Genomic DNA, 15,078 nt, shown 5'->3' with positions numbered 1-15,078 from the left:
CCTTCTCGTGCTCGTTGGTCCGAAAGCTATGTCTGCGGGAGGGTGGCGACCCAGTTGGCCAGGATGCGGGCCCCGGCGTCGCCGGACTTCTCCGGGTGGAACTGGGTGGCCCACAGGGGGCCGTTCTCGACGGCGGCCACGAACGGCTCGCCGTGTTCGGCCCAGGTCACCTTGGGCGGGGCGAGGCGCGGGTCGTGCGGAACGAGCTCCCAGGCGCGCACCGCGTAGGAGTGCACGAAGTAGAAGCGGTCCTGCGGCCCGATCCCGGCGAACAGTCGCGAGTCCTCCGGGGGACGGACGGTGTTCCAGCCCATGTGGGGCAGGATCGGCGCGTGCAGGCGTTCGACGGTGCCGGGCCATTCGCCACAGCCGTCGGTGACCTGGTCCTCGGCCTGCGGGTCGGCGCGTTCCACGCCCTTGTCGAAGAGCACCTGCATGCCGACACAGATGCCCAGGACGGGGCGTCCGCCGGCGAGACGACGGCCGATGATGCGGTCGCCGTGCGCCGCCTTCAGACCCGCCATGCAGGCGCTGAAGGCGCCCACGCCGGGGACGACCAGGCCGTCGGCGTCCAAGGCGGCGTGCGGGTCGGAGGTGACGGTGACGTCGGCGCCGGTGCGTTCCATGGCGCGCTGGGCCGAGCGCAGGTTGCCCGACCCGTAGTCGAAGACGACCACGCGTGACGGCATGGGGTTCCTCCCCTTAGAAGTAGCCCAGGCGCAGCGCGCCCGAGACCACGGCGAGCACCGTGCACCCGGCCAGGGCGACGGCGATGGGCTTGTTGACCTTCCACAGCGCGTAGGCGCCTCCGCCGAGGAAGCCGCCCAGCACGATCAGGGCCAGTCCCCACAGATCGTCCATCTACAGGGCGCCCTTGGTGGAGGGGACCCCGGTGACGCGGGGGTCCTTCTCCGTGGCGAAGCGCAGCGCCCGCGCCAGCGCCTTGAACTGGCACTCGACGATGTGGTGGGCGTTGCGGCCGTAGGGGACGTGGACGTGCAGGGCGACCCGGGCCTGGGCGACGAACGACTCCAGGATGTGGCGGGTCATGGTGGTGTCGTAGTCGCCGCCGATCATCGGGGCCATGCCCTCGGGTTCGCCGTGCACCAGGTAAGGGCGGCCCGAGACGTCGACGGTCACCTCGGCGAGCGCCTCGTCCAGGGGCACCTTGGCGTCGGCGAAGCGGCGGATGCCGGTCTTGTCGCCCAGGGCCTCGCGGAAGGCGGCGCCCAGGGCCAGGGCGGTGTCCTCCATCGTGTGGTGGGAGTCGATGTGCAGGTCGCCCTCGGTGCGCACGGTCAGATCGAACAGACCGTGCTTGGCGAGCTGGTCGAGCATGTGGTCGAAGAAGCCGACGCCCGTGGAGACGTCGGCGACGCCGGTGCCGTCGAGGTCGATCTCGACCAGGACCTTGGTCTCCTTGGTGGCGCGCTCGACGCGTCCGATACGGCTCATGGTGGGTTCCTCCTGTGGGAAAACGGGGTCCGGGCCGGTTCAGCGCCCGGTGACGGCGAGCAGCGCGTCGCGGAACGCGGCCATCTCCGACGGGGTGCCGACGGTGACGCGCAGCCAGCCGGGCGGGCCGACCTCGCGGATGAGGACCTGCCGGTCGAGCATGGCCTTCCAGACCTCGGTGCGGTCCTCGAACGCGCCGAACAGGACGAAGTTGGCGTCGGAGTCGGCGACGGCGAAATCGTGGGCGCGCAGCCACTCCACCAGGGCGTCGCGTTCGGCGCGCAGGTCGTCGACGGCGCCGAGGAGCTCGTCGGCGTGGTCCAGGGCGACCAGGGCGACGGTCTGGGTGACGGCCGACAGGTGGTAGGGCAGGCGGACGAGCTGGAGGGCGTCGACGACGGCCGGGTGCGCGGCCAGGTAGCCCAGGCGGGCCCCGGCCAGCGCGAACGCCTTGGACATGGTGCGCGAGACGATGAGGCGCGGGTGGTCCGCGAGCAGGGCCAGGGCGCTGGGGGTGCCCTCGCGGCGGAACTCCGCGTAGGCCTCGTCGACGACGACGACGCCGGGCGCGGCGGCGGTGACCCGCTCGATGTCGGCGATGTCCAGCGCGGTGCCGGTGGGGTTGTTGGGCGAGGTCAGGAAGACGACGCTGGGCGCGTGCTCGGCGATGGCGGCCAGGGCGGCGTCGACGTCGACGCGGAAGTCCGCGTCACGGGGCACCGACACCCAGCCGGTGCCGGTGCCGCGGGAGATGATGGGGTGCATCGAGTAGGACGGCTCGAAGCCCATGGCGACCCGGCCGGGGCCGCCGAAGGCCTGGAGGATCTGCTGGAGGATCTCGTTGGAGCCGTTGGCCGCCCACACGTTGGCGGTGCCGAGGTCGTGGCCGAGGTAGTCGGCGAGTCCCCGCCGCAGGCGGACGGCGTCGCGGTCCGGGTAGCGGTTGAGGCCCAGCGCGGTCTCGGCGACGGCGTCGGCCAGGGCGCGGGCCAGGCGCTTCGACGGCGGGTGCGGGTTCTCGTTGGTGTTGAGGACCACCGGGACGTCGAGCTGCGGTGCCCCGTAGGGCGAGCGGCCGCGCAGGTCGTCGCGGAGTGGCAGGTCGTTCAGAGTGAAGCTCACGGGTGTCACGCTCATGGTCGGTCGTGGTCGGTGGGGCGCACGGGACCCCGGTGGGGCCGCACGGGCGCGCGGGCCCGGGGCGTCGGCCACCGTCCGGTTTCGTCGCGGTTCAGGCCGTGGGCGGGGTGAGCCGCGCGGCGACGGCCTCGCCGTGGGCGGGCAGGTCCTCGGCCTCGGCCAGGGTGATGACGTGATGGGCGACATCGGCCAGCGCGTCGCGGTCGTAGGTGACGACGTGCACCCCGCGCAGGAAGGTCTGCACGCTGAGGCCGCCGCTGTGGCAGGCGCAGCCGCCGGTGGGCAGCACGTGGTTGGATCCCGCGGCGTAGTCGCCGAGGGAGACCGGGGAGAAGGCGCCGACGAAGATCGCCCCGGCGTTGCGCACGCGGGCGGTGACGGCGGCGGCGTCGGCGGTCATGACCTCCAGGTGTTCGGCGGCGTAGGCGTTGACGACGTCGAGGCCGTGGTCGAGGTCGTCGACCAGGACGACGCCGGACTGGGGTCCGGACAGGGCCTCGCGAACGCGGTCGGCGTGCCGGGTGGCGGCGGTGCGGACGCGCAGGCGTTCGATGACGGCGTCGGCCAGGGCCTCGTCCGGGGTGACCAGGACGGAGGCCGCCACCACGTCGTGCTCGGCCTGGCTGATGAGGTCGGCGGCGACGTGGTCGGGGTCGGCGGTGGCGTCGGCGAGGATCGCGATCTCGGTGGGACCGGCCTCGGCGTCGATGCCGATGATGCCCTTGAGAAGGCGTTTGGCGGCGGCGACCCAGATGTTGCCCGGCCCGGTGACCATGTCGACGCGGGCGCAGTCGCCGGCGCCGTAGGCGAACATGGCGACGGCCTGGGCTCCGCCGACGGCGTAGACCTCGTCGACGCCGAGCAGGGCGCAGGCGGCGAGGATCGTCGGGTGCGGCAGGCCGCCGAACTCCTTCTGGGGCGGTGAGGTGACCGCCAGGGAGCGGACCCCGGCCTCTTGGGCGGGGACGACGTTCATGATGACGCTGGAGGGGTAGACGGCACGGCCGCCGGGCACGTAGAGGCCGACGCGGTCGACGGGGATCCAGCGTTCGGTGACGGTGCCGCCGGGCACGACGTCGGTGGTGTGGTCGGTGCGGCGCTGGTCCCGGTGGACCTTGCGGGCGCGGCGGATGGACTCCTCCAGCGCGGCGCGCACGGCCGGGTCGAGGTCGGTCAGGGCGGCGTCGATGGTGTCCTTGGGGACACGGATGTCGGTGAGGCGGACCCCGTCGAAGCGCTCGGTGATCTCGATCAGCGCCTCGACACCGCGATGGCGAACGTCCTCGCAGAGGGGGCGCACGCGCTCGGCGGCGTCCGCCACGTCCATCGCCGCGCGCGGGAGTGCGTCGCGGGGGTCGTCCTGGCTGCCTCGGAGGTCGATTCGACTGATCACGACCCCAGTCTAGGGGGCGACGCCCGACGGGTGGGCTCGGGCGTCCGAATGATGGACGCCACATCGGAACCGAAGGTGCGAGAGGCCGCCTTTCCGGCATTCGCCACCAGTGCGCACGAACACTCGAAATAAGTTCCTCCTTACTTTGGCATACCTAACCTAAAAAAGTTTCAGAAAGGCTTGCCTAACAAATTTCAAGGCGTTTCTTGATTTCCCCCAATGGCTTTTCATGCGTTATTATGGATACATGACTTCGAACAAGAGCAGCGATAGTGGCCTTTCCAAGTTCCACCGACTCCTCGTCGACCAGGTGCGGCATGAGCTGACGGCCTCCCACCAGTACGTGGCCATCGCCGCCTGGTTCGACACCCAGGACCTTCCCCAGTTGGCGCGGGTGTTCTACGAACAGTCTCTGGAGGAGCGCGACCACGCCATGATGCTGGTGCGCTACCTCATCGACCGGGACATCGATTTCGCGTTCCCGGGCGTGGACGAGATCGAGACCGAGTTCGCCGCGCCGCGCGACCTGGTCGCCCTGGCCCTGCGCCAGGAGCGCGAGGTGTCCGACCAGTTCCAGCGGCTGGCCAAGGTCTCCCGCGACGAGGACGACTACACCGGCGAGCAGTTCCTCCAGTGGTTCATTCAGGAGCAGGTGGAGGAGATCGCCAAGATGTCCACCCTGTTGAACGTGATGGACCGTTCCTACGGGAACCTGTTCGACGTGGAGAACTTCGTGGCGCGTGACATGCCCAGCGAGGACAAGGGCAGCCAGGACGCGCCGACCACGGCGGGTCCCTCCGTCTCCTGAGTCTCGTTCGACGCCCCAGGGGCGCCCGGTGGGAGCCGGGCGCCCCTCCGGGTGTCCGGGCCTCGGCCGCCGTGACGAAAGGCATACTGGGGCCATGGTCCAGGCTCTGCCGATCTTTCCGTTGAACACCGTTCTGTTCCCCGGTGTGAACGTCCCCCTGCACGTCTTCGAACCGCGTTACCGCCGGTTGGTGGCCGAACTGCTCGGCCCCACCCTCACCCGGGGCGAGCCCGCCGTGCGCGATCGCTCGCCCCGGCGTTTCGGGGTGGTGTGGATCGAACTGGGACACGAGGTGGCGGGCACCTCGTCGGCGCAGAGCGCCGAGAGCACGGTGGGGGCGCCCACCCTGGGGGGTGACGTCCGGTTGCCGCGGGTGAGCGGCGTCGGCTGCACCGCGTTGGTCCGCAACGTGCGCACCTACGACGACGGCCGCTACGACCTGGTGATCGAGGGCGGCACCCGGTTCTCCATCGAGGACCTGACGGAGGTCGACGCCTCCTCCCCCGACGTCTATCCGACCGCCTCGGTGGGGTTCCTGCCCGAGGCGGCGGGCCCGGACGCCGAGGAGCACGCCGAACGGGCGCGAACGCTGTTCGAGATCTACCGGGAGCGGTTGTCCGCGGCGGGGTTGAGCACGGGGGCGTTCTCGGAGATGCCCAAGGAACCGATCCCGCTGTCCTACGCCCTGTCCGAGACGGTCGTGCTCGACCAGTCCGAGAAGCAGCGCCTGTTGGAGGCCGAGGACGCGGCGACCCGGTTGGCGGTGCTGGCCCGGTTCCTGCGCCGGGAGAACCGCATCGTGCACACGCCGACCCTCAACACCCTGCCCGCCGGCCCCTTCCTCAACAACGGGGTCTCCTTCAACTGAGGACCTTCGCCCCTGGCCCGTCGGGCCGCGAACCGCACGAAGTTCGTTAGCCTGCCCTACAGAGCAGGCCTCCGGGGCCGACCGGACGTACGCCTGCGAAGAGGGACCGGGGGAGCCCATGAGCGGAAAGGCGACGCCCGCGACCGTGGCGGCCGGAAGGACGAAGACCACCTACACCCTGCACCCGTACGAGGTGGAGGGCGGGGAAGGCCGTTCCTACGGGACCGACGCCGCCGACGCGCTGGGGGTGCCCCACGAACGGGTGTTCAAGACACTGGTGGCCGAGGTGGACGGGACCCTCATCGTCGGGGTGGTACCGGTGAGCACCACACTGGACCTCAAGGCGCTGGCCGCCGCCGTGGGCGGGAAGAAGGCCGTGATGGCCGATCCCGCCAGGGCGGAGAAGGCGACCGGGTACGTGCGGGGCGGTATCAGCCCGCTCGGTCAGCGCAAACGACTGCGGACGGTCATCGACGCGTCGGTGAGGGATCTGCCGACGGTGTACGTGTCGGCCGGACGGCGCGGGTTGCAAATGGAACTGACCCCCGGCGACCTCATCTCGCTCACCGAGGCGGTCACCGCCCCCATCGGCACGGACTGAGCTTTTCCCGCGTGGATCGCGGGAAGGATGCGGGGGTACCCGGTCACAAGCGGACATCGGCTGTTGCCGCCCCCACTACCCGAAGGTAGCTTTGTGACATGGGTAACACTGCATCCCCCTTCTCGTCTGTTCCGGACATGTTCGTCTCGCGTGTCGCCGAGAGCGGCGACGCGACGGCGTTCACCTACCCCGTCCCCGACACGACCGGCGCTCCCGAGACCTGGGAGACCCTGACCTGGTCCCAGACCCGCGACCGGGTGCGCGACCTCGCACTGGGCCTGCACTCCCTGGGGGTCACCTCGCAGGCCCGCTGCGCGATCGCCGCCGGCACCAGGATCGAGTGGATCCTGGCCGACCTGGCGATCCTGTGCGCCGGCGGTGCGTCCACGACCATCTACCCCTCGTCCACCGCCCCCGACGCGGCCTACATCATCGCCGACTCCGGCAGCATGGTGGTCTTCGCCGAGAACGCCGAACAGGTGGCCAAGCTCGTCGACCAGCGGGCACAGATCCCCGGCGTGTCCAAGGTCGTGGTCTTCGACGGCGAAGGCGGTGAGGACGGCTGGGTCATCACCCTCGACGAGCTGAGCGCACTGGGCGCGAAGGCGCACGAGGAGAGGCCCGACCTGTTCGGCGAACTCGTCGGGTCGGTGGAATCCGACCACCTCGCCACCCTCATCTACACCTCCGGCAGCACCGGACGTCCCAAGGGGGTGCGGCTGGACCACGGCAACTGGCTCTACGAGGCGCAGGCCCTGTCGGACCTGGACGAGGAACTGCGCGGTCAGGGCTGGGAACTGCTCACCCCCCAGGACGTCCAGTACCTGTGGTTGCCCCTGTCCCACGTGTTCGGCAAACTCATGCAGGTCAGCCAGCTACGGGTGGGCTTCCTCACCGCCGTGGACGGGCGGGTCGACAAGATCGTCGACAACCTCGCCATCGTGCGTCCCACCTTCATGGCGGCCGCGCCCCGCATCTTCGAGAAGGTCTACAACCGCGTCGTCATGCAGGCCAAGGAGGCCGGTGGCGCCAAGTACCGCATCTTCACGTGGGCCGTGGGCGTCGGCGACAAGGTGGCCCGGCTCAAAGAGGAGGGCAAGGAGCCCACCGGGGCGCTGGCCCTCCAGCACAAGGTGGCCGACCGGCTGGTCTTCTCCAAGCTGCGCGCCCGCTTCGGCGACCGACTGAAGTTCTTCATCTCCGGCAGCGCCCCGCTGGCCCCCGAGATCGGCCGGTTCTTCCACGGCGCCGGGATCATCATCCTGGAGGGTTACGGGCTCACCGAGACCAGCGCCGGCTCGTTCCTCAACCGTCCCGGTGACATCCGGTTCGGCACCGTGGGCCTGCCGATGCCCGGCACGGAGGTGAAGATCGCCGAGGACGGGGAGATCCTGCTGCGCGGCGGCGGCGTCATGCGCGGCTACCACAACATGTCGGGCGCCACCGAGGAGGTCCTGAACGAGGACGGCTGGTTCGCCACCGGCGACATCGGCGTCCTGGAGGACGGCAAGCTGCGCATCACCGACCGCAAGAAGGAGCTCATCAAGACCTCCGGCGGTAAGTACGTGGCGCCGCAGGGCATCGAGAGCCGGTTCAAGGCACTGTGCCCCTACGTCAGCAACCTGGTGGTGCACGGCGACCGCCGCGCCTACTGCGTGGCACTGGTCGCCCTGGACCCCGAGGCCATCGCGACCTGGGCCGAGGAGAACGGACTGGGCGCACTCGACTACGCCGGGTTGACCGGGGACCCGAAGGTACGCGCGATGGTCCAAGAGGCCATCGACGCACTCAACCTCACCCTGCCCCGGCACGAGACCGTCAAGAAGTTCGCGATCCTGCCCAACGACCTGACCGTGGAGGGCGGCGAGATCACGCCGAGCCTGAAGATGCGGCGTCGGGCGGTGGAGGCCAAGTACCAGGAGATCCTCGATGGCATGTACGAGGACAGCGTGCGAACCCTCTGACCCGTCAGCGCGGCAACGGATCCGGCCCCTCGCCCACCGGCGAGGGGCCGGTCGGCGTCGGGGCGGGTGCGAGGGGTTCGTCGTCGCGCGCGGCGGTGGACCGCGTCCCGGGCACGCCCGGCAGGTCCCTCCGGAGCATGCTGATCACGTCGAGCAGGGCGTATTGGAGGACGAAGACGAAGGGCCACGCGACCAGGAACGCGGTCGCGGCCAGGTCCAGACCGAGGGTGACCCGATCGCCGGGCTGTGCCCGTTCCAGGGCGGCGTGCAGGGGGGCGTCCAGCAGGACACCGACGCGCCAGGTCAGCAGGGTGCCGGCGACCGAACCGAGGAAACCGGCGATGAGACACAGCAGGCGCAGGTCCCGAGGGCGGCGTCGGGCCAGGGGGAACTGCGCCATGTAGACGGCGTAACCGGAGACGAGCCCGGCCAGCGCGGTGATGATGACGAAGGTCCCCTCCCCCGCGAACAGGGCCTCGCTGGTGCCGGTGAAGACCCCGCCGTCTCCCAGGACGGTGCCCTCGGCGCGGTCGGGGGCCACGAGCCACCAGAGCAGACCCAGGAACACCCCGGCCAAGGCCGGTGCCCCGAACACGCAGGCGCCCACGATCACCGGGCGCGGCGCGCGCGGTGCGTTCGCCCTGTTCTGGTCGTTCATCTGCGGCCTTCTCCTCGCCATCGTGTCGTCACCATGGAAAACCGGTGGCCCGACGACATGACCGGAACGGAGAATACCGGCATGAGCGACAACAACAGCACTCTGCGCCTTCCCCTTACCGCCCGTGTCGACCCTCCGATGGCCGCCGACGAACGCACCATGCTCACCTCGTGGCTGGACTGGCACCGCGCCACGGTCCACGCCAAATGCGCCGGGCTGGAGCCGTCGTTGTCGGCGGCGGCGCCGCTGCCGACGTCGCCGTTGATGACGGTGGGCGGAATCGTCTGTCATCTGCGATGGGTGGAGGCGTTCTGGTTCGAGTCGGTCATGCTCGACCAGCCCGACCTGGCCCCCTACGGCGAGGAGGACCCCGACGCCGAATGGCGGCTGGGGGCCGAGGTGCCCCTGGGGACGCTGCTGGAGGAGTACGAGGCGCAATGCGCCAGGTCCCGGGAGATCACCGCGAAACTGGAACTCGGGTCCTCCTCGCGCAAGGTGCTGGGGTCCCGGGGGCGTACGACGCTGCGCTGGGTCCTGGTCCACATGATCGAGGAGACCGCCCGCCACAACGGACACCTGGACCTCCTGCGCGAACTCGCCGACGGCACCACGGGAGAGTAGGACGCTCGGAGAACACCGAACGGGTGTCGGCCGCGATCGCGGCCGACACCCGTTCTCCGTGTCCGACGGTGTCAGTCGAGTTCGTCGTCCCCCCGAGGGGCGGTGTCGTCGGCGGCGAGGATGCGGTAGAGGCCGCGCTTGGTGTCGGACAGCAGGCGTTTGGCCCGCTCCACCTGGACCGCCACAGCGCCGAGTTGGTAGGCCAGGGTGCCGATCTCCTCGTAGGGGGATCAGGGCAACATCCGGTCTAGTAGTCGACCGCGTACGCCCCCAACAGGCTCTTCATCTCACCGTTGAACTCCGGGGAGATCCGCACCGAGTAGCGGTCCACCGCGAAGATCTTGGAACGGACCGGGTTGTCCACCCGGATCCGCACCGGGGTCTCCCCCTTGTGGGTGCTCAACACCTGGCGCAACTCATCGACCAGGTCCGGGGTCAACCGCTTCTCGTCCACCGTCAGCAGCACCGGGGGTTCTCCCTCGGTGATGTGCGAGATGTCCAGCATCGACATCTCCGAGGCGAACATCGACCACGTGCCGTCCCTGTCATTGAGACGGCCCTTGACCGTCACCGCGGTGTCCTCGATGAGGGCGTCCACGTACAACGGGAACGTCTTGGGGAAGAACAGCACCTCCATCGAGGCGTCCAGGTCCTCCACGGTGGCGATCGCCCATTGGTTGCCCGCCTTGTTCACCCGCTTCTCCACCTTCGAGATCAGCCCGGCGATGCGCACCTCGTTGCGCTCCCGGCTCATCTCACCGGCGACGATCTGGGCGATGGAGGTGTCCCGGGAACGGGCCAGCACCCGCTCGGCGCCGGCCAGCGGGTGGCTGGACACGTACAGGCCCAGCATCTCCCGCTCGAAGGCCAGCTTGGTCTTGCGGTCCCACTCCTCATCGCCCCACTGGATGTTCAATCCGATCGGGGTGGAGTCACCGTCCGTGTCCCCGCCGCCGAACAGGTCGAACTGGCCGTGCGCCTCCTGCTTCTTGGAGCTGATCATGCCGTCCACCGCGGCCTCGTGGTGACGGTACAGCTCGCGACGGGGCTGACCGAGGGAGTCGAACGCCCCCGACTTGACGAGGGACTCGATGACCCGCTTGTTGCAGGCCGCGAGTTCGATCTTGGACAGGAAGTCCGTGAAGGACGTGTAGTCGCCCTTCTCGGTACGGGTCTTGATGATCGAGTTGACGACGTTGGCGCCCACGTTGCGCACAGCGCCCATGCCGAAGCGGATGTCCTTGCCCACCGGGGTGAAGCGCAGACCCGACTCGTTGACGTCGGGCGGCAGCACCTTGATGCCCTGAGCCCGGCACTCGGCCAGGTAGACCGCCATCTTGTCCTTGTCGTCACTGACCGAGGTCAGCAACGCGGCCATGTACGCGGCGGGGTGATTGGCCTTGAGGTAGGCGGTCCAGTAGGAGACCAGGGCGTACCCGGCGGCGTGCGACTTGTTGAACGCGTAGCCGGCGAACGGCAGCATGACGTCCCACAGCGCCTGCACGGCCTCCCTGGAGAAGCCGCGTTCCATGGCCCCGGGGAAGAACTTGGCCTCCTCCGCCTCCAGGGCCTCCTTCTTCTTCTTGCCCATGGCGCGACGCATCAGGTCGGCGCCGCCCAGCGTGTACCCGGCCAGCTGCTGGGCGATGGCCATGATCTGCTCTTGGTACACGAGCAGGTGGAAGGTCTCCCCGAGGATCGGCTCCAGGGCGTCCTTGAGGTCGGGGTGGATGGGGGTGACCTCTTGGCGCCCGTTCGACCGGTCGGCGTAGTCGTTGTGGGCGTTGGCCGCCATCGGGCCGGGCCGGTACAGGGACAGGACGGCCGCGATGTCGCCGAACTTCTTCGGCTCCATCCGCTTGAGGAGGTTGCGCATGGCGCCGCCGTCGAGCTGGAAGACGCCCAGGGTGTCACCGCGCGAGAGCAGCTGGTAGGTCTTCTTGTCGTCCAAGGAGAGCTGGGCGAGGTCGATGTCGAGGCCCTCGGCCTCCTTGATGGACTTGACCGCGTCGTCCATGATCGTGAGGTTGCGCAGGCCCAGGAAGTCCATCTTGAGCAGCCCCATGTCCTCGCACTGAGGGTAGGGGAAGCCGGTGATGATGGCCCCGTCGGCGTCACGCATGTGCAGCGGGATGACGTCGATCAGGGGTTCCTTGGACAGGATGACGCCGGCCGCGTGCACACCGGTGCCGCGGGTCAGTCCCTCGATACCGCGCGCGGTCTCCATGACCTTGGCGACCTGGGGGTCGTTGTCGACGAGGTTGCGCAGCTCGGTGGTCTCGGGGTACCGCTCGTGCTCGGCGTTGAACACGGCGTCGAGCGGGATCTCCTTGCCGCCCACGGCCGCGGGGAAGGCCTTGGTGATCTGGTCGCCCACCGAATAGGGCATGCCGAGGATGCGGGTGGAGTCCTTGACCGCCGCCTTGGCCTTGATGGTGCCGAAGGTGAGGATCTGCGCGACGCGCTCGGCGCCGTACAGTCGGGTGACGTACTCGATCATCTCGCCGCGCCGACGCTCGTCGAAGTCGAGGTCGATATCGGGCATGGACACGCGCTCGGGGTTGAGGAACCGCTCGAACAGCAGGCCGTGTTCGAGGGGGTCCAGGTCGGTGATGCCCAGGACGTAGGCGATCATCGAGCCGGCCGCCGAACCACGACCCGGGCCCAGGGCGATGCCCTCCTTGCGGGCGTACTGACAGATGTCGGAGACGACCAGGAAGTAGGCGGGGAAGCCCATCTCGTTGATGATGCCGAGTTCGAAGTCGACCCGGCGGCGCACTTCGTCGCTCGCCCCGTCCGGGTAGCGGCTCCTGAGCAGCCGCTCGACCTCCTTGGCCAGCCAGGATGCCTGGTCCTCCCCTTCCGGCACCGGGAACTCGGGCATGAGCTGGCGGTGCGCGAACACCTCGTCGTAGGCGTTGGGGTCGATGCGCTCGGCGATGAGGAGGGTGTTCCTGCACCCCTCCTGCCATTCGTCGAAGGTGAGCAGGCCGCGCATCTCGTCGACGCTCTTGAGGTAGTAGCCGGAACCGTTGAACCGGAACCGGGTGGGGTCGTCGAGGTTCTTGCCCACGCCGACCGCCAGGAGGGCGTCGTGGGCGTCGGCCTGCGACTCGTAGACGTAGTGGGAGTCGTTGGTGACCAGGGGTGGGATCTTGAGTTCCCGGCCGACCTTGAGGAGGCCGTCGCGGACCTCCTTCTCGATGGGCACGCCGTGGTCCATCAGCTCCAGGAAGACGTTCTCCTTGCCGAAGATGTCCTGGAGACCGGCGGCGTATTCGATCGCCTCCTTCTCCTGTCCCAGCCGCAGGCGTGTCTGCACGCCGCCGGAGGGGCACCCGGTGGAGACGATGATGCCCTCGCTGTTCTCGGACATCAGGTCCAGGTCCATGCGGGGCTTCATGTAGTAGCCCTCGGTGGAGGCCAGGGACGACATCTTGAAGAGGTTGCGCAGCCCGGTCGCGTTGCGGGCGAGCATCGTCATGTGGAGGTAGCGTCCGCCGCCGGAGATGTCCTTGCCGCCCTCGGCCGCGGTGTCGTCGGAGCCGCTGGCCCGCCCCCAGAACACGCGTTTCTTGTGGAAGCGCGACTCGGGCGCCACGTAGGCCTCGATGCCGATGATCGGCTTGACCCCGGTGCCTTTGGACTGTTGGTAGAACTCGTACGCCCCGAACATGTTGCCGTGGTCGGTCATCGCCACGGCGGGCATGTTCAGTCTCCCCGCCTCCTTGAACAGAGGCTTGAGCTTGGCCGCACCGTCGAGCATGGAGTACTCGGTGTGGACATGCAGGTGGACGAAGGAGTCTGCCATGGGTGGAGTGCTCCCGGAAGGGTGGGCGGACGGGTGGTGTCTCTTGAGCCTACGCTTTTCCCACGACGCTCGAAGCGCATCCGCCATGGCTCGGGGACGGACCGCGTCGACGATGTCGGGGGCCGCGGAACGACCGGGTGAGCGCACCGGGGTGCGGGCGGGGTCGGGTGACCTGGTCGAGGGCGCGGGTCAGGGCACCGGAGCGGTCGGGGGTGGCTCGGGTGGTGGCGCCGGGAACCGTCCCGCCGTGTCGGACGATGTCCGTCTTCTCTCCCGGTCGGTGTCGGCCCGGTGGCCGCGGTGGGGGCGTCCGGCCCAGTATCCGTGCCGGTCCCGTGCCAGCGCCCGGCGGTGTTTGAGCCGGTTGTGCATGGAGCACAGTGGTTGCAGGTTGTCGGCCCGGGTGGGTCCTCCTTGGAAGAACTCCACGATGTGGTCGGTCTGACACCACCGCAACGGCAGGTCGCATCCCTGTTCCCACGCGCATCCGCTGTGGTTCTTGAAGACCGCCGCCCGTAGCGCCGAGGAGGCCAGTCGACGTCGTTCTCCCACGTACCTGACCACTCCCTCACCGTCGACGAACAACGGGCGGATCGTGGAGCGTGTCAACCATTCACGGAGCACCGATACGGGGAGCACCCGTCCGGTGTCGGTCACGGCCGCCCCGGCGGTGGTATCGCCGGCCAGCACGGTGTCGGGCACCAGTACGTCCAAGCGCACCACGGGTGTTTCGACGCCGGCGCAGTCGTGGTGGGCGTGGGCCACGCCCATCGCGGTGGTGAACGCCTCGTAGGTGCGCTCGGTCCTCGGGGTCACGAGGGCGTCGGGACCGGTGGGCGGGGGCGGTGTGTAGGAGTCCAGACAGGCTCGCACCAGGGTGGCGTCGGCGGCCGCTCCCCATACCTCGAATCGGAAGGCTCCGTCGTGGGTGGTGGTCAACCGGGCCCCGCGTCCGGCGTACGCCCAGGTGTGGTCCTCCTCAAGGCGGTCCGGTGCCAGGGAGGCCCGTAGTCGGTTGCCGAGACGGTGGATCCGCGCCACCGACAACGTGTCGCTGTTCTCCCGGGCGGCGAGGACGGAGGCCTCGATCGTCCTGCGCGCCTCCTCGGGGGAGATCCGTTCGGTGTCGCCGTCGGCGAGGGTCTCTTCGAGGTGGTCGGCGTGGGCGGCGGCCTTGTCCGCCTCTTTGGCGATCGCGATGGCCTCGCCGAGGGACACCTCGCCTCGCTCCAGGGCCTGTTCGGTGTCGGGCAACCGTCCGTGGTGGAGTTGTTGGGCCAGGAGTTCCATTTCCGCGGCCCGACGGGAGGAGATGCCGTAGGCGTGGGTCATCCAGGCGGCCATGGTGCGCTGTCCTCCCACCTCCAGGAGGCGTCCTCGTGCCTGTACACGGGCCAGCGCGATCAGGGCGCGGTGCTCGATGGCGTCCATGTGGCGGTGGACGGCGGTGATCAGGTCCAGTACCAGGGCCTCGTCCCCGGGGGGCACCGGTCCGCCGAGTGCCCGGTCGACGGCTTCGACGGCGGCGCGCAGCGCGACATCGACCGAGGCGTACCCGGCCGGTTCGTCCACGTGCTCCCTGTTCTCCACCATGACCACACCATACGATCCGCGACCACCCCTCCCCCGGTTTTCCACAGGTGGCGTCACCCGGTCGAGGGCTCTCCCGGTTCCGGGCACCTCATCACAGGGTTCGGTGAACCCGGAGAACGCCTCGTCGCCCTCTCGGGCTTCCGGTGGCGACCGTTGGGCGGTCTCC

General features: G+C 69.3%; 13 protein-coding genes. 5 read left to right on the top strand and 8 right to left on the bottom strand.

Features of this window, described 5'->3' with window-relative positions:
- Positions 1-26 precede the first annotated feature (26 nt).
- From hisH to hisD, 5 genes are all read right to left on the bottom strand, one after another.
- Positions 27-689 (bottom strand): imidazole glycerol phosphate synthase subunit HisH, encoded by a 663-nt coding sequence (gene hisH, locus RM479_RS18785; protein WP_311513030.1) that lies wholly within the window; start codon positions 687-689, stop codon positions 27-29.
- Positions 690-702: 13 nt separating this feature from the next.
- Positions 703-861, bottom strand: coding sequence for a hypothetical protein (locus RM479_RS18780; protein ID WP_274807852.1), 159 nt, complete (start codon positions 859-861; stop codon positions 703-705).
- Positions 862-1,455, bottom strand: coding sequence for an imidazoleglycerol-phosphate dehydratase HisB (gene hisB / locus RM479_RS18775; protein WP_274807851.1), 594 nt, complete (start codon positions 1,453-1,455; stop codon positions 862-864).
- 39 nt (positions 1,456-1,494) lie between these two features.
- A complete protein-coding gene (locus tag RM479_RS18770; protein WP_311513029.1) occupies positions 1,495-2,592 on the bottom strand; it encodes a histidinol-phosphate transaminase in 1,098 nt (365 codons plus the stop codon).
- A gap of 94 nt (positions 2,593-2,686) precedes the next feature.
- Positions 2,687-3,988, bottom strand: a complete 1,302-nt coding sequence (gene hisD / locus RM479_RS18765; protein WP_311513028.1) for a histidinol dehydrogenase — start codon at positions 3,986-3,988, stop codon at positions 2,687-2,689.
- Positions 3,989-4,235: 247 nt separating this feature from the next.
- Here hisD and RM479_RS18760 point away from each other — a divergent pair, with 247 nt between their 5' ends.
- The 4 genes from RM479_RS18760 to RM479_RS18745 all read left to right on the top strand — a co-directional run bounded on the left by RM479_RS18760 (position 4,236) and on the right by RM479_RS18745 (position 8,229).
- Positions 4,236-4,796: a ferritin gene (locus RM479_RS18760; RefSeq protein WP_274807848.1), complete on the top strand. Its 561-nt coding sequence runs from the start codon at positions 4,236-4,238 to the stop codon at positions 4,794-4,796.
- 94 nt (positions 4,797-4,890) lie between these two features.
- Positions 4,891-5,664 carry an LON peptidase substrate-binding domain-containing protein gene (locus RM479_RS18755; protein WP_311513027.1) on the top strand — a complete coding sequence of 258 codons (774 nt, stop codon included), beginning with the start codon at positions 4,891-4,893 and terminating at the stop codon, positions 5,662-5,664.
- Positions 5,665-5,809: 145 nt separating this feature from the next.
- Complete coding sequence (ybaK, locus tag RM479_RS18750; protein WP_311513126.1) at positions 5,810-6,265, top strand: Cys-tRNA(Pro) deacylase; 456 nt, start codon at positions 5,810-5,812, stop codon at positions 6,263-6,265.
- Between the two features lie 98 nt (positions 6,266-6,363).
- Positions 6,364-8,229, top strand: coding sequence for an AMP-dependent synthetase/ligase (locus tag RM479_RS18745; RefSeq protein WP_311513026.1), 1,866 nt, complete (start codon positions 6,364-6,366; stop codon positions 8,227-8,229).
- 4 nt (positions 8,230-8,233) lie between these two features.
- Here the strand turns inward: RM479_RS18745 and RM479_RS18740 are convergent, their stop codons facing one another.
- Positions 8,234-8,887 (bottom strand): hypothetical protein, encoded by a 654-nt coding sequence (locus RM479_RS18740; protein ID WP_311513025.1) that lies wholly within the window; start codon positions 8,885-8,887, stop codon positions 8,234-8,236.
- Positions 8,888-8,968: 81 nt separating this feature from the next.
- Between RM479_RS18740 and RM479_RS18735 the strand changes: the two genes are divergently transcribed.
- Positions 8,969-9,508, top strand: coding sequence for a DinB family protein (locus RM479_RS18735; protein ID WP_311513024.1), 540 nt, complete (start codon positions 8,969-8,971; stop codon positions 9,506-9,508).
- Between the two features lie 247 nt (positions 9,509-9,755).
- On the opposite strand, the gene dnaE is transcribed toward RM479_RS18735, so the two are convergent.
- Positions 9,756-13,319 carry a DNA polymerase III subunit alpha gene (dnaE, locus tag RM479_RS18725; RefSeq protein WP_311513023.1) on the bottom strand — a complete coding sequence of 1,188 codons (3,564 nt, stop codon included), beginning with the start codon at positions 13,317-13,319 and terminating at the stop codon, positions 9,756-9,758.
- 189 nt (positions 13,320-13,508) lie between these two features.
- The gene (locus RM479_RS18720) at positions 13,509-14,912 is read right to left on the bottom strand and encodes an HNH endonuclease signature motif containing protein (protein ID WP_311513022.1); all 1,404 of its coding nucleotides are present in this window, start codon (positions 14,910-14,912) and stop codon (positions 13,509-13,511) included.
- Positions 14,913-15,078: the final 166 nt, after the last annotated feature.

Origin of the sequence: Nocardiopsis lambiniae, from assembly GCF_031845465.1 — a bacterium.
In the GTDB taxonomy this organism is placed as follows: domain Bacteria; phylum Actinomycetota; class Actinomycetes; order Streptosporangiales; family Streptosporangiaceae; genus Nocardiopsis; species Nocardiopsis lambiniae.
This window is presented reverse-complemented; position numbering and strand designations above follow the sequence as displayed.